At 63.2% G+C, this 19,028-nt stretch carries 26 protein-coding genes, 1 tRNA gene and 1 pseudogene; 26 read left to right on the top strand and 2 right to left on the bottom strand.

Going from position 1 to position 19,028, the window contains the following annotated elements; genetic code table 11:
* Positions 1 to 10 precede the first annotated feature (10 nt).
* The gene (locus tag ACWA13_RS04455) at positions 11 to 1,600 is read left to right on the top strand and encodes an alpha/beta hydrolase (RefSeq protein ID WP_463936962.1); all 1,590 of its coding nucleotides are present in this window, start codon (positions 11 to 13) and stop codon (positions 1,598 to 1,600) included.
* 24 nt (positions 1,601 to 1,624) lie between these two features.
* Here the strand turns inward: ACWA13_RS04455 and ACWA13_RS04450 are convergent, their stop codons facing one another.
* Positions 1,625 to 2,272: an HAD family hydrolase gene (locus ACWA13_RS04450; RefSeq protein ID WP_463937823.1), complete on the bottom strand. Its 648-nt coding sequence runs from the start codon at positions 2,270 to 2,272 to the stop codon at positions 1,625 to 1,627.
* 276 nt (positions 2,273 to 2,548) lie between these two features.
* Between ACWA13_RS04450 and ACWA13_RS04445 the strand changes: the two genes are divergently transcribed.
* Positions 2,549 to 2,621, top strand: a tRNA-Thr gene (locus ACWA13_RS04445).
* Here ACWA13_RS04445 and ACWA13_RS04440 read toward each other — a convergent pair.
* Positions 2,577 to 2,834, bottom strand: coding sequence for a helix-turn-helix domain-containing protein (locus ACWA13_RS04440; RefSeq protein WP_463937822.1), 258 nt, complete (start codon positions 2,832 to 2,834; stop codon positions 2,577 to 2,579). The genes ACWA13_RS04445 and ACWA13_RS04440 overlap by 45 nt on opposite strands.
* 179 nt (positions 2,835 to 3,013) lie before the next feature.
* Here ACWA13_RS04440 and ACWA13_RS04435 point away from each other — a divergent pair, with 179 nt between their 5' ends.
* The 24 genes and pseudogenes from ACWA13_RS04435 (at position 3,014) to ACWA13_RS04320 (ending at position 19,026) form a co-directional block, all read left to right on the top strand.
* Positions 3,014 to 3,226, top strand: a complete 213-nt coding sequence (locus ACWA13_RS04435; RefSeq protein WP_463936961.1) for a hypothetical protein — start codon at positions 3,014 to 3,016, stop codon at positions 3,224 to 3,226.
* Between the two features lie 11 nt (positions 3,227 to 3,237).
* On the top strand, positions 3,238 to 3,930 hold the full coding sequence (locus ACWA13_RS04430) for a helix-turn-helix domain-containing protein (RefSeq protein WP_463936960.1): 693 nt from the start codon (positions 3,238 to 3,240) through the stop codon (positions 3,928 to 3,930).
* 88 nt (positions 3,931 to 4,018) lie between these two features.
* Positions 4,019 to 4,663: a hypothetical protein gene (locus ACWA13_RS04425; protein WP_463936959.1), complete on the top strand. Its 645-nt coding sequence runs from the start codon at positions 4,019 to 4,021 to the stop codon at positions 4,661 to 4,663.
* Entirely contained in the window at positions 4,660 to 4,851 is a 192-nt protein-coding gene (locus tag ACWA13_RS04420) for a hypothetical protein (protein ID WP_463936958.1), read from the top strand. Before ACWA13_RS04425 ends, ACWA13_RS04420 begins: the two co-directional genes overlap by 4 nt.
* Positions 4,848 to 5,072 (top strand): hypothetical protein, encoded by a 225-nt coding sequence (locus tag ACWA13_RS04415; RefSeq protein ID WP_463936957.1) that lies wholly within the window; start codon positions 4,848 to 4,850, stop codon positions 5,070 to 5,072. The genes ACWA13_RS04420 and ACWA13_RS04415 overlap by 4 nt, the downstream gene beginning before the upstream one ends.
* Positions 5,069 to 5,284: a hypothetical protein gene (locus tag ACWA13_RS04410; protein WP_463936956.1), complete on the top strand. Its 216-nt coding sequence runs from the start codon at positions 5,069 to 5,071 to the stop codon at positions 5,282 to 5,284. Before ACWA13_RS04415 ends, ACWA13_RS04410 begins: the two co-directional genes overlap by 4 nt.
* Positions 5,281 to 5,487: pseudogene (locus ACWA13_RS04405) on the top strand (HNH endonuclease); the annotation flags it as partial. The gene ACWA13_RS04410 and the pseudogene ACWA13_RS04405, both read left to right, overlap by 4 nt.
* Positions 5,488 to 5,511: 24 nt before the next feature.
* Positions 5,512 to 5,961, top strand: coding sequence for a hypothetical protein (locus ACWA13_RS04400; RefSeq protein WP_463938013.1), 450 nt, complete (start codon positions 5,512 to 5,514; stop codon positions 5,959 to 5,961).
* Positions 5,962 to 6,070: 109 nt separating this feature from the next.
* Positions 6,071 to 6,454: a hypothetical protein gene (locus tag ACWA13_RS04395; RefSeq protein WP_463936955.1), complete on the top strand. Its 384-nt coding sequence runs from the start codon at positions 6,071 to 6,073 to the stop codon at positions 6,452 to 6,454.
* Positions 6,396 to 7,886, top strand: coding sequence for a hypothetical protein (locus ACWA13_RS04390; RefSeq protein ID WP_463936954.1), 1,491 nt, complete (start codon positions 6,396 to 6,398; stop codon positions 7,884 to 7,886). Before ACWA13_RS04395 ends, ACWA13_RS04390 begins: the two co-directional genes overlap by 59 nt.
* Positions 7,887 to 7,967: 81 nt before the next feature.
* Positions 7,968 to 9,203: a phage portal protein gene (locus tag ACWA13_RS04385; RefSeq protein WP_463936953.1), complete on the top strand. Its 1,236-nt coding sequence runs from the start codon at positions 7,968 to 7,970 to the stop codon at positions 9,201 to 9,203.
* Positions 9,200 to 10,777 (top strand): HK97 family phage prohead protease, encoded by a 1,578-nt coding sequence (locus ACWA13_RS04380; RefSeq protein ID WP_463936952.1) that lies wholly within the window; start codon positions 9,200 to 9,202, stop codon positions 10,775 to 10,777. Before ACWA13_RS04385 ends, ACWA13_RS04380 begins: the two co-directional genes overlap by 4 nt.
* 3 nt (positions 10,778 to 10,780) lie before the next feature.
* On the top strand, positions 10,781 to 11,128 hold the full coding sequence (locus ACWA13_RS04375; RefSeq protein WP_463936951.1) for a hypothetical protein: 348 nt from the start codon (positions 10,781 to 10,783) through the stop codon (positions 11,126 to 11,128).
* Positions 11,125 to 11,484, top strand: a complete 360-nt coding sequence (locus tag ACWA13_RS04370; protein WP_463936950.1) for a hypothetical protein — start codon at positions 11,125 to 11,127, stop codon at positions 11,482 to 11,484. Before ACWA13_RS04375 ends, ACWA13_RS04370 begins: the two co-directional genes overlap by 4 nt.
* A 12-nt stretch (positions 11,485 to 11,496) precedes the next feature.
* On the top strand, positions 11,497 to 11,916 hold the full coding sequence (locus ACWA13_RS04365; RefSeq protein ID WP_463936949.1) for a hypothetical protein: 420 nt from the start codon (positions 11,497 to 11,499) through the stop codon (positions 11,914 to 11,916).
* Positions 11,917 to 11,918: 2 nt separating this feature from the next.
* Entirely contained in the window at positions 11,919 to 12,314 is a 396-nt protein-coding gene (locus ACWA13_RS04360; protein WP_463936948.1) for a hypothetical protein, read from the top strand.
* Position 12,315: 1 nt separating this feature from the next.
* Positions 12,316 to 12,615 carry a hypothetical protein gene (locus ACWA13_RS04355; protein ID WP_463936947.1) on the top strand — a complete coding sequence of 100 codons (300 nt, stop codon included), beginning with the start codon at positions 12,316 to 12,318 and terminating at the stop codon, positions 12,613 to 12,615.
* 116 nt (positions 12,616 to 12,731) lie between these two features.
* Positions 12,732 to 14,576, top strand: a complete 1,845-nt coding sequence (locus tag ACWA13_RS04350) for a phage tail protein (RefSeq protein WP_463936946.1) — start codon at positions 12,732 to 12,734, stop codon at positions 14,574 to 14,576.
* Positions 14,573 to 15,832, top strand: coding sequence for a hypothetical protein (locus ACWA13_RS04345; RefSeq protein WP_463936945.1), 1,260 nt, complete (start codon positions 14,573 to 14,575; stop codon positions 15,830 to 15,832). The genes ACWA13_RS04350 and ACWA13_RS04345 overlap by 4 nt, the downstream gene beginning before the upstream one ends.
* Positions 15,829 to 17,496 carry a hypothetical protein gene (locus ACWA13_RS04340; RefSeq protein ID WP_463936944.1) on the top strand — a complete coding sequence of 556 codons (1,668 nt, stop codon included), beginning with the start codon at positions 15,829 to 15,831 and terminating at the stop codon, positions 17,494 to 17,496. Before ACWA13_RS04345 ends, ACWA13_RS04340 begins: the two co-directional genes overlap by 4 nt.
* A gap of 9 nt (positions 17,497 to 17,505) precedes the next feature.
* Positions 17,506 to 17,694, top strand: a complete 189-nt coding sequence (locus tag ACWA13_RS04335) for a hypothetical protein (RefSeq protein WP_463936943.1) — start codon at positions 17,506 to 17,508, stop codon at positions 17,692 to 17,694.
* On the top strand, positions 17,691 to 18,344 hold the full coding sequence (locus ACWA13_RS04330; RefSeq protein ID WP_463936942.1) for a hypothetical protein: 654 nt from the start codon (positions 17,691 to 17,693) through the stop codon (positions 18,342 to 18,344). The genes ACWA13_RS04335 and ACWA13_RS04330 overlap by 4 nt, the downstream gene beginning before the upstream one ends.
* Before the next feature lie 115 nt (positions 18,345 to 18,459).
* Positions 18,460 to 18,675, top strand: coding sequence for a hypothetical protein (locus tag ACWA13_RS04325; protein ID WP_463936941.1), 216 nt, complete (start codon positions 18,460 to 18,462; stop codon positions 18,673 to 18,675).
* A 33-nt stretch (positions 18,676 to 18,708) separates the two neighbouring features.
* A complete protein-coding gene (locus tag ACWA13_RS04320; protein ID WP_463936940.1) occupies positions 18,709 to 19,026 on the top strand; it encodes a hypothetical protein in 318 nt (105 codons plus the stop codon).
* The last annotated feature ends 2 nt before the right edge of the window (positions 19,027 to 19,028 follow it).

The following is a 19,028-nucleotide window of genomic DNA, read 5'->3' as shown; positions in this document are numbered from 1 at the left end:
AGGAGAATGCATGACCTTCCTACCCGCACGTCCCGCCCGCCAGCGATCCAAAAGGTCACGGCGGCTCCAGGGATCGCTTGCCGGGACGGCAGGGGCTGTCGCCGCGGCTATGCTCCTGACCTCATGCACGCTTCTGCCCGGCCAGGAGCAGGAGCCGCCCGGCCCAACGCTGGCAACGGCTGATCCTTCCATTGTGGCGTCAGCCCCGGAAGGCCTGTCTGAGTACTACGCACAGCAGGTGTCCTGGGAGCCGTGCGAATCCGACTACCTGTGCGCGGACATCAAGGTGCCGGTGGACTATGCCAACCCCGACGGCGAGAGCATCACGATCTCCGCGCTGCGGATGCCCGCCACAGGTGAGAAGCAGGGCACGCTGCTGATCAACCCGGGCGGGCCCGGCGGCTCCGGTTACGACTTCGTCCTGGATGCCGGGGCAATGTATTTCTCCGACGAGATGCGCTCCAACTACGACCTCCTGGGCTTCGATCCGCGCGGGGTGAAGCGCTCAGCGCCGGTAACCTGCATGACGGACGAAGAACGGGACGAGGCCAGGGCCAAGGTCTACGAGCTGGGCACGGACGCCGGGATGGCATCCGCGAGGGCGGACAACCAGGTCACTGCCGCGAAATGCGCCGAGCAGACAGGTCCCTTGCTCGGGTTCATCGACACGAATTCCGCTGCCAAGGACATGGACATCCTCCGGGCAGTATCCAATGACACCAAACTCAACTACCTGGGGTATTCCTATGGAACGTTCCTCGGTTCCGTGTACGCCTCCCTGTTCCCGGACAACGTCGGCCGGATGGTCCTGGACGGCGCCCTTGATCCCGCGCTCAGCAATGAAGAAGTGACCTACGGGCAGGCCGTGGCTTTCGAGAAGACCCTGCGAACCTACATTGCATCCTGCCAGACCGGTACCGACTGTCCCTTCAAGGGCAGCGCGGACGAGGCAGTGGGGCAGATCCAGGCCCTCATCAACGACATTAACCAGCACCCACGGACCGCGGCTGACGGGCGGCAGGTCAACGCCACCATGTTCGTCAACGGCATCATCACTCCGCTGTACAGCAATGCGAACTGGCCCATGCTGACAGCCGCCTTCGCTGAGGCCATTAAGGGCAACGTAACGCCCATGCTGAACCTCTCCGATTTCGGTGCGGACCGCGAAAGCAACGGAACCTACGGCTCCAACGCGACGTTCGCTTTCACGGCCGTCAACTGCCTGGACTACCCAATGGTCACGGACACCGCGGCAATGCGCGCCGATGAACAGCGGCTCCGCGAGGCCTCCCCCACGTTCGGCAGCTTCCTCGCCTATGGCGGGACCACCTGCATGGACTGGCCCCACAAGAACGTCCGGACCCCTGCGCCGGTCGAGTACTCCGGCGAAGCGCCCATTGTGGTGATCGGCACCACCGGCGATCCGGCCACGCCGGTGGAATGGGCCGCCTCGCTGCGCAAACAGCTCGAAAACGCCGCCCTGGTCACCTGGCAGGGCGAAGGCCACACGGCTTACGGCCGATCCAACAACTGCGTCACGAACAGTGTGGACCAGTACTTCCTGCACGGCACCCTGCCGGCGGACAACACCATCTGCTGACCGGCGCTCTGACCCCTCCGGAGATCAGGCTGCCGTCAGCAGTCGCGGAACCTCCGCAATGGAAGGAACGACGGCGGTAGCGCCGGCCGCGCGGAGGGCCGCCTCATCGTGGGCGCCAGTCAGGACGCCGGCCGCGATCCCCGCTCCGGCGCACAGGCCCGACTGGATGTCCGCCGTCGAATCCCCCACCACGGCAACCGAGCGCACGTCGTCGAGGTCAAGGGCCAGGACGGCTGTCAGGATGATGTCCGGGTACGGCCTTCCGCGGCCGGCGTCGGCGGGGCAGAGACTAAGGTCCGCCAGTCCCATCCAGCCGAGTTTCTCCAGCAGCGTGTTCTGGGTGTGCCGGCCGAATCCGGTGGCCAGGCAGACCTGGATCCCGCCCGCCTGCAGCTTCGCTATTGCCTCCTCAGCACCGGGAATTGGAGTGATTGCCCCGGAGCCGATGAGTTCGTCGCAATGCCATTCAAAGCTGCGGTTCGCTTCCTCTGCCCTGCCTGGTCCAGTGAAGAACCGGCTGAACACTTCCAGCTTGGACGTCCCCGAAACCTGCCGGGCATACTGCAGCATTGCGGCATACTCCGGCGAGCCTTCCTGGATTCCCTGCTCGGCCAGGACCCGTGCCAGCGCACTGTCCAGAAGTCCGCCGTCGGACACCGTTGTCCCTACCATTGCCAGGACGGCCAGCTTGATGCCCGGCCTTCCTGCTGCTTCATTACCCAGTGAAATCTCCACCCTTCATCCCCCATCCGGCTGTGTATCTCCCCAGCTTCCGCGGCGGCCTGGATCAGCGGCTGAATCCGCCGCGACCGCAGGGTGAACTTCAGGACAACGTCAAAAGGGACACCCGCCGAGCGCCTGCTGAGCCCATTTTGACCCGGACGCGGAGACTCCATTACAGTTGACTCTTGCATGATCCGATCGGCACACCCGGTCTGAGCATGCGGTGCTTCCTTAGCTCAGTCGGTAGAGCGTTTCACTCGTAATGAAAAGGTCTGGAGTTCGATTCTCCAAGGAAGCTCGGATTAGAAAGCCCTTCACCATCCGGTGAGGGGCTTTCGTCGTTAAGCTCACCAGTGGCCAGCCATTCAAACGGAACCCCGGTCCTGAGCGCCCAAAGGCGAACTATGGACAGCTTCGGTTCGCGAACCCCGTTTATCCAGCGGGAAACGGTATTCCGCGACGCATCAAGGTACTCGGCCATGTCCTGGACGCCCAGGCCGGCGAGGATCATTGCCTTTCGCATGCGGTCGGATACATCAAAGCGCAGCAGCGTGTGGTCTACGGGTTGGATGCTCATGTATCAACTATTACACCCGGATGAGTATATGCGCAACGATAGGTGCAACGCTCCCGCTCCTGCTCTAGTTACACGCTTGTAATTTTGGGTGCAATGAACCTAATCTTGTGCACATGCCCACCTTTCTTCAGAATGCTCCCGCTAGGGTCATTACCCCCTCGGACCTCATTGGTTCGGTAGAAGCGGCGGAAATCCTCGGAATCACCAAGCCCTCCCTAACTCGCCGCATTGCGGCTGGCACTCTAGTGCCGCTAGCCAAGCTGGACGGACCAAAGGGCGCGTTCGTGTTTGACCGCAATGACGTGGAAGCTGAGGCCAAGCGTTGAGCGTCGAATCAATGGCGATTGTGCTGCACCACTCCCAAGCCACCGGCACGGACAAACTCGTGCTGCTCGGTATCGCGAACCACGACGGCGACGGCGGCGCATGGCCCTCGGTGAACACATTGGCCCGATATGCCAACATCCAGCCGCGCGGCGTTCAAAAGTGCATTGCACGGCTCGGATCGATGGGGGAGCTAGTGATCTACACCAACGACGGCGGAACCCGTTCCTTGCCGGACTATCGCCGCCCTAACCGCTATGAGATCACGCTCAAGTGCCCGCCGAACTGCGACCGTTCGTCCAATCACAAGATTGTGGATAACTACAATCAGACGCTCTTTCAGGTACCCCCGTCCGTGCGGACACCCCCTGTCCGTGCGGACACCCCACCCCCTGTCCGTGCGGACACCCCACCCCCTGTCCGTGCGGACACCCTAACCAGCATTAAGAACCACCCCATGAATCCATCCTTGAAAGTGGGTCACTCACCAGCCGACAACGGCTTGTGCTGGGCCTGTGGAAAAGACCCTGCCGAACCCCGGACGAAGTACTGCACCCACTGTGCATCTCGGGGCATGAATAGCCCGATGATCAGTTGCCATTGCGGACTAAAGGCAGGCCGTCGCCAGCATCGCGGCCAAACTCACTTCTTCTGCCCCGAATGTCCCCCAAAAGAAGCTCTTGACGGCAAGGAGCAATCAGCATGAGTGCCCCGGCCACCACCCCTCCACGAAAGGCCCGAAAATGACAAAACCCAAACTGCTGGACCTGTTCTGCTGCCAGGGTGGAGCCGGAATGGGGTACTACCTCGCTGGCTTCGAAATCTACGCCGTCGACATCAACCCGCAACCTCGAAACCCCTTCACGTTCCGACAGGGCAATGCAATCTCATTGCTTGCAGAACTCGCTTCCGGAGGCAAGGTCATGTTCAGGAGCAAGGCCGGCATTGCCGAATGGTTAGGCCGCGATGATTTTGCCGCCGCCCATGCCAGCCCACCATGCCAAGCACACACCAACGCCCAGAAAATCATGGGCAATGACCATCCGGAACTAATCGAGCCGACCAGGTTCCTACTCCAGGAAATTGGTACGCCGTACATCATTGAGAACGTCCCAGGATCACCGCTGCGCAATCCTGTTGAACTGTGCGGGGCAATGTTCGGTCTTGGCACCTACCGACACCGGCTATTCGAAACCAGCTTCCACGTCGATCCGCCGGAACACCCCCGGCATTTGATCAGAACAACCAAGATGGGCCGAGCGCCAATCGACGGCGAAATGATGCATGTCGTCGGCAACTTTTCAGGCGTCGCCAAAGCCAAGAAGGCTATGGGTATCGACTGGATGAGCCGGGACGGACTCCGCGAATCCATCCCACCCGCCTATACCGAATATCTTGGCCGAAAGCTTATCGATTCCAAGATTGGGGCTCTCGCATGAGCACCAGCCCGGAAGACTTCGCTTACCCGCCCAGCCGTGCCAGTAGGGCACTCCGCGCCATTGTCATGAACGAAATCTATGAAGCCGAAGCGCCAGAAGGTAACGCCGTGGCATATCCGGTCTGTGGTGACTCCACCACGAAAGTGCGCAAGCTCCGCGAAGCCGCCGACGCTAAGGATGCCTTGTGACGAAGCTGGAAGCGGCCCACGCCGCCTACAAGGAAGCCGAGACAGCGGCTAAGGCAGCGGAAGCCCTTGTGGAGCAAGCCCGGATTGCCTGGAGTGCCGACCCCAGCACGGAACGGCTCACGGGCTGGGTAGACGCCGGGGACGCCGCCGACGTGTGCCACCAGGTGGCCGATGACGCGTGGCGGGCCGTTTTCAACGAACTAGCGATGGCAGGAATATGAACCAGCAGCAAGAACGCTCGATCCCGCCGGGAGTCCCCCAGCTTTGGACTGATGACATCGTGTGTCACATGCTGGGCGTTACGTCTGAGCAACTCAAAAAGTACCGCCACCGCGACCATAACCCGCTGCCTTACGTCCGCATGGGCCGCGTCATCCGCTACATTCCTATCAAGGTCGACGCCTGGGTAAAGTCCCAGCAGGTAACGAAGTGAAGCGCGCCCGCCGTCGTGGCGGCCGTGTGCAGCAGGACCTTACCCGGCTGGTGCTGGCAACCTACGGCACTAATTGTCATCTCCGGTTGCCGGGCTGCACTGGTGTGGCGACGACTAAGGATCATGTGATCCCGTACGCCCAGGGCGGCACTGATGACGTGGGGAACTTTCGGCCCGCGTGCAGGCCCTGCAACAGCAAGCGGCAGGACCGGACGCTGGGTCCGTCCGTGAAGGTCATCACCGGCCCGCCTGCTGCCGGCAAAACCACCTTCGTGCGCACTCACGCCCACCCCACTGATGTGGTGATAGACCTGGACCGGATAGCCCAGGCGTTCATGCCCGAGCATGACGGCCCGATCCACGGCTACCCGGACCACATCAGGCATGTGGCAATAGGTGCCCGTGCTGCCGCCATACAGCGCGCTACCCGCCTGTCTGAGCGCGTCACGGTCTGGATCATCCATTCCATCCCTAAGCCTGACCAGCTCAAAGAGTATGAGCGCATGCGCTGGGACGTGATCACAGTGGACCCAGGCGCGGAAGTAGTCAGGGCAAGGGCAGCAGTCGAGCGCCCACGCGCCATGGATGACGTGGTCACCAAGTGGTATGCCCAGCAGGATCAACAGGCAACACCGCCGGTCCAGCTCGTGGAACCATCACGCGCATGGGGAATCTGATGAATAACTATGCATCATCATTCGTTTTTCTGGTTCACGGCTCCCTCGGAACCCCTGCGACCACCGTCCATCCCTCCCCACAACAGGGCATAAAAATAAAAATGAGCGTATGAATATGCAGGACGAAACGCCCGACGATGGCACCCTGTTCAGCTTCGAATCCGGCACAGATTCAGCCGGATATCCTCTGTCCGCGCTTGAAAAATCGGTAGCCGGCACCGTCAAGAAGCTATTGACCGAAAAGCCCGGCGATCTGCTCGCGCCGGCCCTCGGACAGCTCGCCATGGAGCTGGCCCGCAACATCGCCAAAGGCAACCAAAAGGGCCGTGCCGTGGCGAACGAAGCGGCGCAGCTCGCCAGCGTCCTAGAAACCATCCGGGGCGATGTCCCCGCCGAAAACGACGGCAGCAGCCTGCCGCAGGAAGTCCAAGACTTTGTCAACGCCCTTCAGCAGCCCCCCGCAGGTCATCCCGCGCTACGCAACCCCGCGTGATCCGTCCCGCGCCACCTACGGCGGGCACACGAAGGCTGTGGGGTCCGCGATGGGCTGGCCGCTGCTTCCCTGGCAATCCCTCGTGGCCGATGTGGCCGGCGAAATCGAAGCGGAAACAGGAACGTTCTTCTACGGCGTCGTAGTCATCACCGTCCAGCGGCAGGCCGGCAAAACCACCCTGGACATGGCCGCCGGCGTCCAAAATGCCTGCATGGGACCTAACCGGCGCGTCTGGTACACGGCGCAGTCCGGGCAGCACGCCGCCGCGAAATGGCGGGAAATGGTGGATGACGTATTCATGGAATCCCCTATCAAGTCCATCGCGACGCCGCTCTACAGCAACGGTGCCCAAGCGCTCCGGTTCCTGAAGGGCTCAACCCTGTCCCCGCACCCGCCCACGGAAGATTCCCTGCACGGCAAGCAATCCGACCGGAACACCATCGACGAATACTGGGCGTTTGACCGGATCCAGGCCAAAGCCCTGCGCGGTGCCATCGTGCCGACCACCACCACCCGGCGCAAGCTCATGGGCCACCGGCCCCAGCTCTGGATCATGTCCACCGAAGGCACCCAGGAATCCGAAGCCCTCAACGATCTGCTAGCCGAACTCCGCGCCGTCGTGCCGGTCCGCACGGCTTTCTTTGACTTTGGCATCCCCCACGATGCCGCAATCCCGGACGAAGAAGACCCGGCAGCCGTAGCCAGGTTCCTGGACCTCTGCTGGGAACACCACCCCGGCGCCGGCCACCTGTTCGAACGTGAAGACCTGGACGGCTTCCTGGGCGAACTGGGCCTGTCTGAGTTCACCCGCGCCTACGGGAACCGGCGCACCGGTGCCGTGTCCCGCATCATCCCGGAAGGCGACTGGAACGCCGCCGGCACCGCCGATGTGGCCCCAGAAGGCGCGCCGTTGTGTTTCGGTGCTGCCGAAGGCAAAGACGGCCTGGACGCCACCATTACTGCGACATGGCTCCTGGAGGACGGGCGGAAGCTCACGGAGGTTATCCGGCATGGTTTCGGTTCCGCCTGGGTCCTGGATGCCCTGGCCACCCTCCAGGCACAGTTCGGCGCGCCGGCAGTCATCGACCCGGGCGGGCCATCCGCCGGCCTTTACGACCAGGCCAGCAAACGCGATGACATTGAGCTGCTGGACATCACCATGCGCCAATACACCGGCGCGTGTTCCGCCGTCTTCAAAGGCGTCGTCAACCGGGCCGAAGACGGCTCAAAGCTCCCACCGACGTGGCTGCACCGCCCGCACCAGGCACTTAACGACGCCGCCGACGTGGCCGCGAAACGCTCCACCGGAGACGCTGCCTGGGCCTGGGGCCGGCGCGTGTCCACCGGCTCCATCAGCGCGATAGAAGCCGGCACCCTCTCCACCTGGGGCGTGGACAATCTACCCGCCGCCATCGGCCTGCAAGCCTTCTGACCGGTTGGCACCCAAACGGGCCGTTTGGCACCGAACGGCACCCAACGGCACCGAACGCACGCGCTAGCTAGGTGGCCGCCGGTGCCGGCCCCCAGCATCATGGGCATGGGAATTTTCTCCAGCCTGTTCCCCCAGGCGGTCACCAGCACAGCATCCCGGCTCAACGCCGAAACGGCGTTACGCCGCGCTGAACGCTCCGCCATGCTCGCCGGCATCATCCCGCCGTCCCGGGCCGCTGATTCCCTCACCCTGGAGGGTGCAACCAGCCTGCACGCTGTGTACCGGGCTATTGAAATTCTCACCAACTCCGGTTCCCAGCTCTCGATCGACTCCAAGCGCTCAGGCCACATCGTGGCGGACCCGCCGGCGCTGCTCCGCCGGCCTTCTCTGGACATGGACCGCCCGGACTTCATCGAGGAAACCATCATGTCCATGGTGGTGGACGGGAATTTCTTCTGGCACAAAAAGCGCGGCCCCAGCAAGGAAGTCCTGGAGCTGGAACTGTGGAACCCCCACCACGTCACCGTCTCCCGGGACGACAAAGGCCGCAAAGTATTCCACCACCTGGGCAAGGAATACTCCGCCGCTGACGTGATCCACCGATCCCGGATGAAGCTCCCCGGCCAGCTCCGGGGTCGTTCAGTCATCACCGCCGCCCGCGCAGACCTCACCGCCGCCGTCCGGACCCGTGACCACGCCGCCGCCATCTTCGACCCCGCCGGCATGACTAACGGCCTGCTCAAATCCGAGCAAGCCCTCGTAGCCGATGACGCCACCGTTGCCCGCCGGGTATGGAACTACCTCGACCCGGAAACCGGGGAACCCATCGACGCCGGCGCGAACCCGGCCCGCATCCGCGTACTGGGCAAAGGCATGTCCTACCAGGCGCTGACCATCAACCCCAAAGATGCCCAGTGGCTGGAATCCCAGGGCTTCAACGTCACCGTCATCGCCCGAATGTTCGGCACGCCGGCGTCCCTGATGCTCGCCGCCCTGGAAGGCAACTCCCAGACGTATTCCAACGTCGAACAGGACTGGCTCGCGTTCGTGCGGTTCACCCTCATGGGCTACCTCCGCAAGATCGAATCCGCCTTTACCGAGCTGCTGCCCGTCGGCCAGACCGCCGTGTTCAACGTCGAGGGCCTGCTACGCGCCGACACCAAAACCCGGTACGAAGCCCACGCCCTGGCCCTGACCAACCGGTGGATGACCGATGACGAAGTCCGCGCCATCGAAAACCTTGCCCCGCTCACCGCCGAACAGCGCGCCCAGATCACCACCACCGCGCCCGCCCCAGCCCCAGGAGTGACCAAATGACACAGATCCCCGAAGGCGTCCAGCACCGGGAATTCCAGATCCGTGCGACCAACGCCGAAGCCCGCGAATTCACCGGCATCGGTGTTCCTTACGGGCAGGAAATCGAACACTGGTTCGGACGCGAAACCTTTGACCCCGGCAGCGTCGAAGACGCCGACACCGCCCGCGTCCTCTGGCAGCACCGGGAACCCATCGGCGTCATCATCTCCACCCGCGAAACGGACACCGGTTTCGAAGTCACCGGGCGCATCTCCCGCACCCCACGCGGTGACGAAGCCATGACCCTGCTCAAAGACGGCGTAGTCCGGTCCCTGTCCATCGGATTCGAACCCCGGGAATACACCGTCGAAACCCGCGATGACGGAACCGAACTCGTTCACTGGACCCGCGTCCGCGCCGCCGAATTCTCCCTTGTTACCTTCCCCGCCTACGAAGACGCCGCCGTGTCCTCCGTCCGCTCCGAAAAGCCCACCCAGAAAGGCAGCACCATGACCGAACTGCGCACCACCGAACCGCCCCTGACCCGTTCCGACCTCCAGCCCATCGAAGACGCCCTGGGCGACTTCAAGCGCGAACTGGCCCTGATCGGCACCATCGAAGACATTGCCGGTGCCGGCTCGCAGTGGCGGTCCATGGGCGATTTCCTCAAAGCCGTTGCCGCCGGCGACGACGCCGCCACCGAGTTCCACCGCGCCTACACCGGCGCAACCACGGCGGACACCGTCATGAAGGACTCCTTTGTGGGGGACTTCATCCGACTCGTCACCGAGCGCCGGCGAATCATGAACCAGTTTTCCACCGGCACCCTGCCCGCTGACGGCATGTCGGTGGATTACTACCAGCTGGAGTCCGACACCACCGCCGTGGGCGAACAGGTCAACGAAGGTGATGATCTGGCCTACGGCGAAATCAAGCTGAAGTCCGCGAACGCGCCGGTGAAGACCTACGGTGGCTGGACCGAGCTGACCCGCCAGGCCATCGAGCGGGCCAGCGTGCCGGCCCTGAACATCACCCTGCGCGCCATGGGCCTGCGCTACGCCCGCGCGACCAACGCCGCCGTTGCCGGCGTCTACGCCAAGACCATCACTGACCACCTGGCCGCGTTCAACGCCGGCACCACACCGAAGGCAGCGATTCAGCTCCCAGTCACACCCGGCACGGATGACTGGCTGGATGCCGTCGTGGATGCCGCGCTGCTCTACGAAGAACGCGGCTACGAAATCGGCGGCATGAACGTGTCCGTGGACGTTTTCAAGACCCTGATCCGGCTCAAGGACGGTGACCGCCGCCTGATGAAGGTCTACGGCGACGGTAACAACCAGGTAGGTGAGCTGAACCTCTCCCGGGTTTCCGGCAACCTCGCCGGCGTCCAGGTCTCCCTGCTGCCCAACACCGGCGGCAACGTCGCGTCCTTCTATGACCCGGTAGCCATTGAAACGCTGGAGTCCGCCGGCGCACCCGCGCAGCTCCAGGATGACAACATCATCAACCTGTCCAAGCAGTTCAGCATCTACGGCCACCAGGCCGTGATTGTGCCGTTCGCGGACGCCATCGTGCCGCTGGACTTTGTCTAAGCCATGGCTGACTTTGTCCCCCTCATCACGACGGCGGCACTGGCCACCTACGTGAATGCGAACGCGACCGAAGACGCCGCCTATGTGGGCGAATGCGTCCAGGAAGCCGCTGACCTCGTCCAGGACATGCTGGCCCGGAACAAGGTCCGCGATCCGCCGGAATCGGTGGCCAAGCGCGCCGAACTGGAAACTGCGGCGGACCTGTTCCACCGCCGCCGTTCCCGCAACGGCGTAGCCATCTTTGGTTCCGGCGATGACCTGGGCGGCATGGAAGCAATCCGGGTCTCCAAGGACCCGAAAGCAACCGCCCGGGCCATGCTGGATGGCTACCTGAAGCCGGCCCTGGGATGAGCATCGATCAAGCCCGCGAACTCGTCACCGAGCTGCGACTGGAACTCCCGGACGCGCTGGTGACCCTGGACCCCCGCGACGCGGACAACGCCCTGGATCGTCCGGGGAAAGTGGCCGTGATCGTGAACCCGCCCAAGCTCACCCAGCTCACGACCACGACCACGCAAGCGGACTGGACCATCACTGTGGCAGCCGGGCCGGCGGACGACATCGTTCGGGCCTGGGCAATCCTGTCCCCTGCTGTGGAACAACTCCTGCTCGTGGCTGACAGGTCTTTCACCACCGCCGAACCGACTGCGTTCCGTTCCGCCGCCGGCAAAGACTTCCCCGCCTACTCCCTCACCCTGGAAACCTAGAAAGGCACCATCATGGCCATCAAGTCCCACCTGCTCGGCCCTGGCCGGCTCACCATCGGCCCCACAGCTTCCAAGCAGGAATTCGGCGCGCAGCTCCGCAAGTGCAAGCTGGAGCCTTCCGTTGATTCGACAGACCCGATTCCGGTCCTGTCCGGTGAAGAACTCGCCGGCGATGACACCTACAGCTACGTGCTTTCGGGAACCATCCTGGATGACTACTCGCTCACCGGTCTGCAGCCCTGGTCCTACACCAACAAGGGCGCATCCATGGCCTTTGAGTTTGTCCCGTCCAACGGCGGCACTCTCATGGTCAAGGGCAACCTGAAGGTGGCCCCGATTGCTCTGGGCGGGGACGTGAAGACCCGCAACGAAAATGACTTTGAGTTCACCCTGATCGGTGACCCGCAGTTCGTGGCGATCCCGGCGGCGTAACCATGGCCCGCGCCAACGTGGAAGTCCGTGGGGCACGACAGCTCCAGGCGTCTTTACGCCGCGCCGGCCTGGACATGCAGCAGCTCAAAGACGCCCACAAGCGCGCCGCTGACATTGTCGCGACCGCAGCCCGGGCAAGAGCGCCCCGCCGCACCGGCACCCTGGCCGCGACCGTCCGCGCCGCCGGCACCAACCGTGCCGCCATCGTCCGGGCCGGCTTCAAACGCACCCCCTACGCCGGCCCCAATAACTGGGGCTGGCCTGCCGCTTCCGGCCCGCGTGGCAGTTTCGGCGGCACCGATTTCATCACCGACGCCGCGAAAGCCACAGAGCCGGCGTGGGTGCCCGTCTACCTCCAAGACCTCAACAACATCATCGACACCATCAAAGGAACCTGACATGGCCATCAAGAAAGCTTTCGCTTACTACGAACTCGACGGCAAGGAGTTCGGCCCGCACCGCGTCGGCCTGCAAACCAAACTCCAGTACGAAAAGACCGCGAAGGTCCGTGGCTGGGACGCCGACAAGTCCCCCTTCACCACGTCGCTGTTCTGGGCCTGGCATGCCGGGCAGGCAGAACACGGCCTGAGCTTTGAAGACTTCAGCGCCCGCGTCCTGGACGTGGCCGTGGTCAACGACGACGGCGACGAAGAAGGCCTTGACCTGGACCCTACCCTGACGGCTCCCACCAACGCCTGATCGTTGCTTTGGCCATCCGCACCGGGATACCTGTCTCGGTGTGGATGGCTGAACCGGAAGCCGTCCTAGAAACAGCCCTCCACTTACTTATAAACGACACTGAGGAGTAACCCGCCGTGGCAAAATCCGCCGTCCTGGCCGTGCGCATCATCTCCGATGCCAAAGACGCGGTGTCCGGGATCGGCAAAGCAACCGGCGCAGTCGGTGGCCTGGTCAAAGCTGCCGGCGTCGCCGCCCTCGCCTACGGCGGCGCCAAGCTCATTGAGTACGGCAGCAAAGCCGTACAAATGGCCGGCGACCTCGAACAGTCCACCGGCGCCATAGAAACCGTCTTCAAAGACAGCAGCGGGCAGATGAAGGAATGGGCCAAAGGCGCCCAGACCGCCGTCGGCCTGACCAAAAACGAATACAACGACCTCGGCACCCTGATCGGTACGCAACTCAAAAACGGCGGCACCGCCATGGACCAGCTCGCCCCCAAAACCAATGAACTGATCAACCTCGGCGCTGACTTGTCCAGCATGTTCGGCGGAACCTCGAAAGATGCCGTCGCGGCCCTGTCATCGGCGCTGAAGGGCGAACGGGACCCCATCGAGCGCTACGGCGTGTCCCTGACCCAGGCAAAAATCGACGCCGAAGCCGCCGCCCTGGGCTTCACCAAAGTCGGCGGCGCGCTGTCCTCCGAAGCGTCCCAGGCTGCAACCCTGTCGCTGATCATGAAGCAGACCGCCGACGCCCACGGCAACTTCGCCAAAGAATCCAACACCCTCCAGGGCCAGCAGGCCAGGGCCAAAGCCGGCTGGGACAACATCGTCACGTCCGTCGGCGGTTTCTTCCTGCCGATCATGACCCGGGCCTACGGCTTCATCAACACCAATATCCTGCCCGTCCTCACGTCCCTGACTGGCCGGCTGAGCGAATCCGGCATGAGCTTTGAAGGACTCGCCCCCGTTATCGCCGGCGTCCTGGCCGTCCTGAATCCGCTGTCGATCCTGTGGCAGGCTCTTCTGCCGCTGCTGCCGGAACTGGCGTCCATGGCCATGGTTCTAATCTCCGCCGTGCTGCCGCCGCTCAAAGAAGGTTTCGCCGCGATCCAGCCGGCCATTACCCAGGTAGTCACCGCCCTAACCCCGCTGATATCCACCATCCTGTCCAGCCTGATGCCCATCATCATGAAACTGGTTACCGCTGTCCTGCCCCCGGTGATCGACGTATTCACCCAGGTAGTTCCGCCCATCGCCGCACTGATTGCCATCATCGCCGGCGCTTTGGTGCCCGTCATCCAGGGCCTTATGCCGGTAGTGGAATCGGTGTTCAATATCATTCGCACCATCATCACCACCGTCATGGGCGTGATCCAGGGCTACATCAAGATCGTTACCGGAATTATCAAGGGTGACTGGTCCATGGTCTGGGAAGGCGTCAAGCAGATCTTCTCCAGCATCGTGGGCGGCATCGGTGACATCGCCCGCGAATTCTTCACCAACCTCGGTCCCAACATCCTCCGGTTCCTCGGAGACGTTGGTTCCCTGCTGCTGAACGCCGGCAAAGCCATCATTGACGGTTTCCTCAAAGGCCTCCAGGCAGCCTGGGGCAAGGTCACTGAATTTATCGGCGGCATCGGCAACTGGATTGCTGAAAACAAGGGACCTCTGCCCTATGACCGGCGCCTGCTGGTGCCCGCCGGTGTAGCGATCATGACCGGCCTGCGCAAAGGCCTGGCCGGGCAGATCCCCGCCCTGAAGAAAACCCTGGGCACCGTCACCGGCGAAATCGCCGGCCTGTCCGCAAACCCCCAGGTCAACATCGGCGCCACCGGCACCCGTGCCGGCCGCGCCGGGCGCGGCGGCGTCACCATCATCATCAACGCCGGCAAACTCGTCTCTGACCGCACCGGCCTGGCCCGTGAGCTGAAGAAAGTTCTGGACGACTATGACCGGCTGGTAGGTGAACCCGCATGAGCTACCGACCGGGCAAGCTCCGCCGCGTCCTTGACCCCATCGTAGGGGCCGGCAATTACGCGTTTGCCGTGTTCTCCACCGACCTGGGCGGTCTGTATGAGGACACCATCCAGGAAATCAGCATCTACCGTGGCAAGTCCGGGCGCGGCGGCGGATCATTCCCCGCCGTCATGGAGCTGCAACTCAAAGGCCGGTACGCCGCCGCAGCATCCGGCAAAAACGTCCGCCTGTTCCTGCGCGCATCCGCCGCCGACGCCCTGGCCGCGCACTGTTCCACCACCCGCGCCGCTATCGAATCCCGCTACACAGGCCGGCTTGGTGCCACCAGCGTTACCGACGACGGAAAGACCTTCGCAACCACCTACGCCGCTTCCTCGTGGATAGCCCAGATGAACTACTCACCCAAGCACTACACGCCCCTGGCCGGCCAAGACCTGGGAACCGTGATCAAAGGCATTTCCCACGCCATCGAACCCCTGCGCGGCATCACTGTGGAAACCCTGGGGACCTTTGACACCATCGCCACCAACCAGCCGCCGACCCTGTTCCGCGACGGAATAGGCAAGTACGCCGAAGACCTGGGCATCCTGATGCAGGAAACCCGCGCCGGCGTAACCAACGTGTTCGGTCACTCCTACCGCAAAGCCCTGGCCGATAGCCGGCTGGCCACCGACCTGCCACTCATGCGTGGCCACGCCATCAGCCCCGCCGAGTGGAAGCAACCCAACGAACGCCCCGGCATCATCGTGAAATTCACGGTGACCAACGCTGACGGAAACCTCTCCGAGCGGACGGCGGAAATCTCCAATCCCACCGGCGAGCTACGCGAAACCCAGAACATCGACTGGTCCTTTATGAAGGTAGCCGCCACCGAAAACCAGGGCTACCGGGAAGCCTACGGGCGTGTGTTCGAGGCATCCACCCGGCAGTTCCGCATCGAAAACGTCAAGATCGACCTTCTGCACCTCCTGGCGTCCACCAGTCAATACAGCCGCCGGCTTGCCGGGCAACTCCTGGCCCTGGAGCACGGCGACCCCATGTTCTTCTCCGGCGACTGGCCGACTGAATTGCGTGGCGTCCATTTTGCCGAAGGCATCAAGGAAACCGTCACGTCCAACACCTGGGACCTGGAGCTGGATCTCGTGCCCTACGCCCAAGCCATCGGCTACACGCCCCAACCCACCGTCCCGGCCCGCGCCTGGGACTCCGCCACTTACCCCTGGAACTCTGAAACAAGAAAGTGGGATGAAGCATGACCCGCACGCCCGCCGATTTCGGCATGGTCACTCCCGCCGGCACCGAACTAATGGCCGAAGGTGACAACGCCATCACCATCAACGCCCAGAAAGTAGCCGAGTGGCTGGGCAAGATCCTCGAGGGCGTCATAGAACCCATCGCGATCCTGGACGCCGAAGACCTCAACGCCGGCAAATTCAGGATCCCGGGCTGGTACTACTGCCGTCTCACCGCGACCGCCGCGACCATCCAGAACCGGCCCCCAGGGATCGGTGACGGCCCGTTCATGGTCCACGTCGCTGTCACACCGTTCAATTACGTAACCCAGACCTACTACGGTTACTCCGGCGCAGCCGCCGGCATGTTCGAACGGAACACGGCCAACGCCGCCGGCACCTCGTTCATCCCCTGGGGACGGCTGAATAACCTGCCCGACATGGACTACCGGTCCGGCATCGCCCACGCCATGCGTGAACAGGCGTTCCAGGACCGGGTAGGGCCGGTCCGCACTGACGGGAAGGGCGCCGTAGCGCTCCGCTTCGATCACGGCCTGGCAAACTTCGACACCAAAATCCGGCCCCTGCTCGAAGCCCGGAACCTCCCCTACGCCCTGGCTATCAACTCCAGGTCATGGTCCCTGCCAGAGAACGGCTCTGTCACACCCGGCCACGTCAACGGCTGGGTTACCGGCGGCCTGTGCGAAATCCTCAACCACGGCGCCCACCACGGGGACGCCGTAGACCCCGCAGCCCAAGAGGACACCATCCTGGGCGGCCTGAACGAACTACGTGGCCAGCTCCCCGCCGCCATCATCGAAGGATTCGCCGTCCCCGGCGTAGGCGGCACCAGCTACAACGGTTTTGACAGCACCAAAGCCACCGCCTTTGGCGACACCACCGCCGGGCGCATCATCATGCGCCATCACGCCTTCAGCACCGGCTACGTCACCGGCACCTCTTTCCGCCCCCTGGACGGGCGCCTACGGCAAGGCCAGGGACACCACACCTTCGATTCGGCCACACTCGCCGGCGCGCAAGCCAACATCAACAGCGCAGCAACCAACCGTACCGGGCTGCAAATCATGCTCCACCCATCCCTGATCGACACCGCCGGCTACATGACCACAGCCACCCTGACCGCTGTGTTGGACCACATCGTTGCCAAACGCAACGCCGGCGAACTCGTCGTTCTGTCCCCGTCCCGGCTGCTGTTGGCAGACAACGGGATAGCTTCCGCCCGCGTCACCGTGGACAACACCGTAGGCCGGCGCGCATTCGCCTGGGACGCCGCCAACAACCGCCCCCAGATGATCTATGCAGATTCGGGATGGCGGGATATTAGCGCGTCCGTACCGGCAGGGATCACAGTAAGCCAACTCCGCATTCGCCGCGTTGGTGGGGTGGTCTTTGTTACCTGCCAGCTTGTTTCCACAGCCACGGCAGGGAATGTCTCAATAGTGACCCTCCCTATGGGTTTTCAAGCTGACCCTATTGCCCTCCGTGTCGGCGTTGCATCTGATCGCTCGGGCACATCAGTCCGGCAGGTTTCCCCCTACGCGGGAGCGCTCCGAATCCTTGAGATGCAAACCGGTAAAGCCTATGAGCTAGGCATTTCCTTCACCACCAATGACCTATGGCCCGCGGCCCTGCCCGGTGATGCCGTAGGTCCCGTACCAATCTCCTAGGGGAAATCAATGAGCATCCACCGCGCAGAAGGCCACGCCACCGACGAATCCGGCGAGCCCGTCCATATCGACATTGACCCCTATATCCCTACCGGCGTGTGTGCGATCTGTTCCAGCACGCCACAGGAAACGGAACCACCCGAAGACCGGACCACGCCCGTGGCACCGGAACCACCCCAGGAAGGACAAACACCATGAGTATCAGCATCCAGGCGTTCATCGAGAAGAACGCCGGCAAATCGATCACCATCCCCGGCTACAGCACTGCCGAATGCGTGGCCGCGTTCTGGCTGTTCAACCGGGAAGTCAACAAATCCGAAACCTACAGCGCCCACGGGGCCTACAACCTCTGGACCCAGGGTGGACAGCCGTACGTCTGGGACACCTACGACCGCAGCAACGTCGGCGTGTGGGGATCATGGGCCATCTGGTCCGGTTACTCCGGGGCCTACCAGAACGGCGGCAACGGCCACGTAGCGCAGTTCCTCCGGGACAACGGCGACGGAACCGGCCAGTTCATGTCCCAGAACCCCGGCCCGTACCGTGAGCAAACCCTCAGCATGTCCGGCATCGTCGGCTACCTAGTAGCCAAAGACGTTGATTCCGGCGTCACACCCGCCGGCGGAACGCTCACGCTCCCGGGCACAGTGGACTACTGGAGGGTCTACCCCGAAGGCGTCGCCCCCATTCGAGGGAACGAAAAAGCCGCGCTGAACCCCCAGCAGTACGGCGGGCTGAGCTACGCCATCCAGGGCTGGTCCCAGCCCAACGTGGCCCTGATCAATACCGCCATGTTCGGACGGGTCCAGATTTACGTAGGCCCGGACACGCCCGCAACGATCCAGTGAGCCGGCTACTAACCGCCGCGCTCTGGGCGGTGATGATCATCACCGCCCTAGCCGGCTGGGCCGCATGGACCATGTGGGCCGGCATCAGCAAACTACTAGAGATTGGATTTGGATAATGACCCGCACCATAGGACCCGTGACCGCAGCAGCAGCCGCCGGCGGCACCGCAGGCAGCGCCCTGGCACTCGTGCTGGTATGGGTGCTCACGCTGGCCGGTATCACCGTCCCTGAACCCGTAGCAGACGCGTTTAGCCTGCTGCTGGGCCTGCTGCTGGCGCTGCTGGGCGGCTGGCTCGTGCCACCCGCCCGGAAAGGGGATCATGCCGCCTGAATCGTTCGCCTGGATCGATCCTAAGGAATGACCGTGACCTATACCGACCCGATTACCATCAAAGAAATCACGCTGGGCGAGGTCTACCGGCTCGTGAAAGACCAAAGCGACGCGCTGGCCGGTATCAGCGAGGCCGTAACCAAACGGCCAACGTGGGATGACATTGCCCGGATGGAAGCCACCCGGATCGAGCGGAGCAAGCTTCACGCCGAACGCGAGAAGCTGCAGGACCAGGCCATCAAGGACCTAGAGGACGGGAACCGCTGGGTAGTCCGCACCGTAGGAACCGCCCTCGTGACCGCCCTCGCCGGCCTGATCACCGCAATAGGCGGCGTCCTGACCTCCCGCTAAGA

It is taken from the genome of Pseudarthrobacter sp. TRD_SC_9 (assembly GCF_055361265.1).
This window is presented reverse-complemented; position numbering and strand designations above follow the sequence as displayed.

What these genes read in the sequence shown, in the direction of transcription:
- ACWA13_RS04455 (WP_463936962.1), top strand. Translation starts at nt 11, where the DNA reads ATGACCTTCCTACCCGCACGTCCCGCCCGCCAGCGATCCAAAAGGTCA.
- ACWA13_RS04450 (WP_463937823.1), bottom strand. Translation starts at nt 2,272, where the DNA reads ATGGTAGGGACAACGGTGTCCGACGGCGGACTTCTGGACAGTGCGCTG.
- ACWA13_RS04440 (WP_463937822.1), bottom strand. Translation starts at nt 2,834, where the DNA reads ATGATCCTCGCCGGCCTGGGCGTCCAGGACATGGCCGAGTACCTTGAT.
- ACWA13_RS04435 (WP_463936961.1), top strand. Translation starts at nt 3,014, where the DNA reads ATGCCCACCTTTCTTCAGAATGCTCCCGCTAGGGTCATTACCCCCTCG.
- ACWA13_RS04430 (WP_463936960.1), top strand. Translation starts at nt 3,238, where the DNA reads ATGGCGATTGTGCTGCACCACTCCCAAGCCACCGGCACGGACAAACTC.
- ACWA13_RS04425 (WP_463936959.1), top strand. Translation starts at nt 4,019, where the DNA reads ATGGGGTACTACCTCGCTGGCTTCGAAATCTACGCCGTCGACATCAAC.
- ACWA13_RS04420 (WP_463936958.1), top strand. Translation starts at nt 4,660, where the DNA reads ATGAGCACCAGCCCGGAAGACTTCGCTTACCCGCCCAGCCGTGCCAGT.
- ACWA13_RS04410 (WP_463936956.1), top strand. Translation starts at nt 5,069, where the DNA reads ATGAACCAGCAGCAAGAACGCTCGATCCCGCCGGGAGTCCCCCAGCTT.
- ACWA13_RS04395 (WP_463936955.1), top strand. Translation starts at nt 6,071, where the DNA reads ATGAATATGCAGGACGAAACGCCCGACGATGGCACCCTGTTCAGCTTC.
- ACWA13_RS04380 (WP_463936952.1), top strand. Translation starts at nt 9,200, where the DNA reads ATGACACAGATCCCCGAAGGCGTCCAGCACCGGGAATTCCAGATCCGT.
- ACWA13_RS04375 (WP_463936951.1), top strand. Translation starts at nt 10,781, where the DNA reads ATGGCTGACTTTGTCCCCCTCATCACGACGGCGGCACTGGCCACCTAC.
- ACWA13_RS04370 (WP_463936950.1), top strand. Translation starts at nt 11,125, where the DNA reads ATGAGCATCGATCAAGCCCGCGAACTCGTCACCGAGCTGCGACTGGAA.
- ACWA13_RS04365 (WP_463936949.1), top strand. Translation starts at nt 11,497, where the DNA reads ATGGCCATCAAGTCCCACCTGCTCGGCCCTGGCCGGCTCACCATCGGC.
- ACWA13_RS04360 (WP_463936948.1), top strand. Translation starts at nt 11,919, where the DNA reads ATGGCCCGCGCCAACGTGGAAGTCCGTGGGGCACGACAGCTCCAGGCG.
- ACWA13_RS04355 (WP_463936947.1), top strand. Translation starts at nt 12,316, where the DNA reads ATGGCCATCAAGAAAGCTTTCGCTTACTACGAACTCGACGGCAAGGAG.
- ACWA13_RS04345 (WP_463936945.1), top strand. Translation starts at nt 14,573, where the DNA reads ATGAGCTACCGACCGGGCAAGCTCCGCCGCGTCCTTGACCCCATCGTA.
- ACWA13_RS04340 (WP_463936944.1), top strand. Translation starts at nt 15,829, where the DNA reads ATGACCCGCACGCCCGCCGATTTCGGCATGGTCACTCCCGCCGGCACC.
- ACWA13_RS04335 (WP_463936943.1), top strand. Translation starts at nt 17,506, where the DNA reads ATGAGCATCCACCGCGCAGAAGGCCACGCCACCGACGAATCCGGCGAG.
- ACWA13_RS04330 (WP_463936942.1), top strand. Translation starts at nt 17,691, where the DNA reads ATGAGTATCAGCATCCAGGCGTTCATCGAGAAGAACGCCGGCAAATCG.
- ACWA13_RS04325 (WP_463936941.1), top strand. Translation starts at nt 18,460, where the DNA reads ATGACCCGCACCATAGGACCCGTGACCGCAGCAGCAGCCGCCGGCGGC.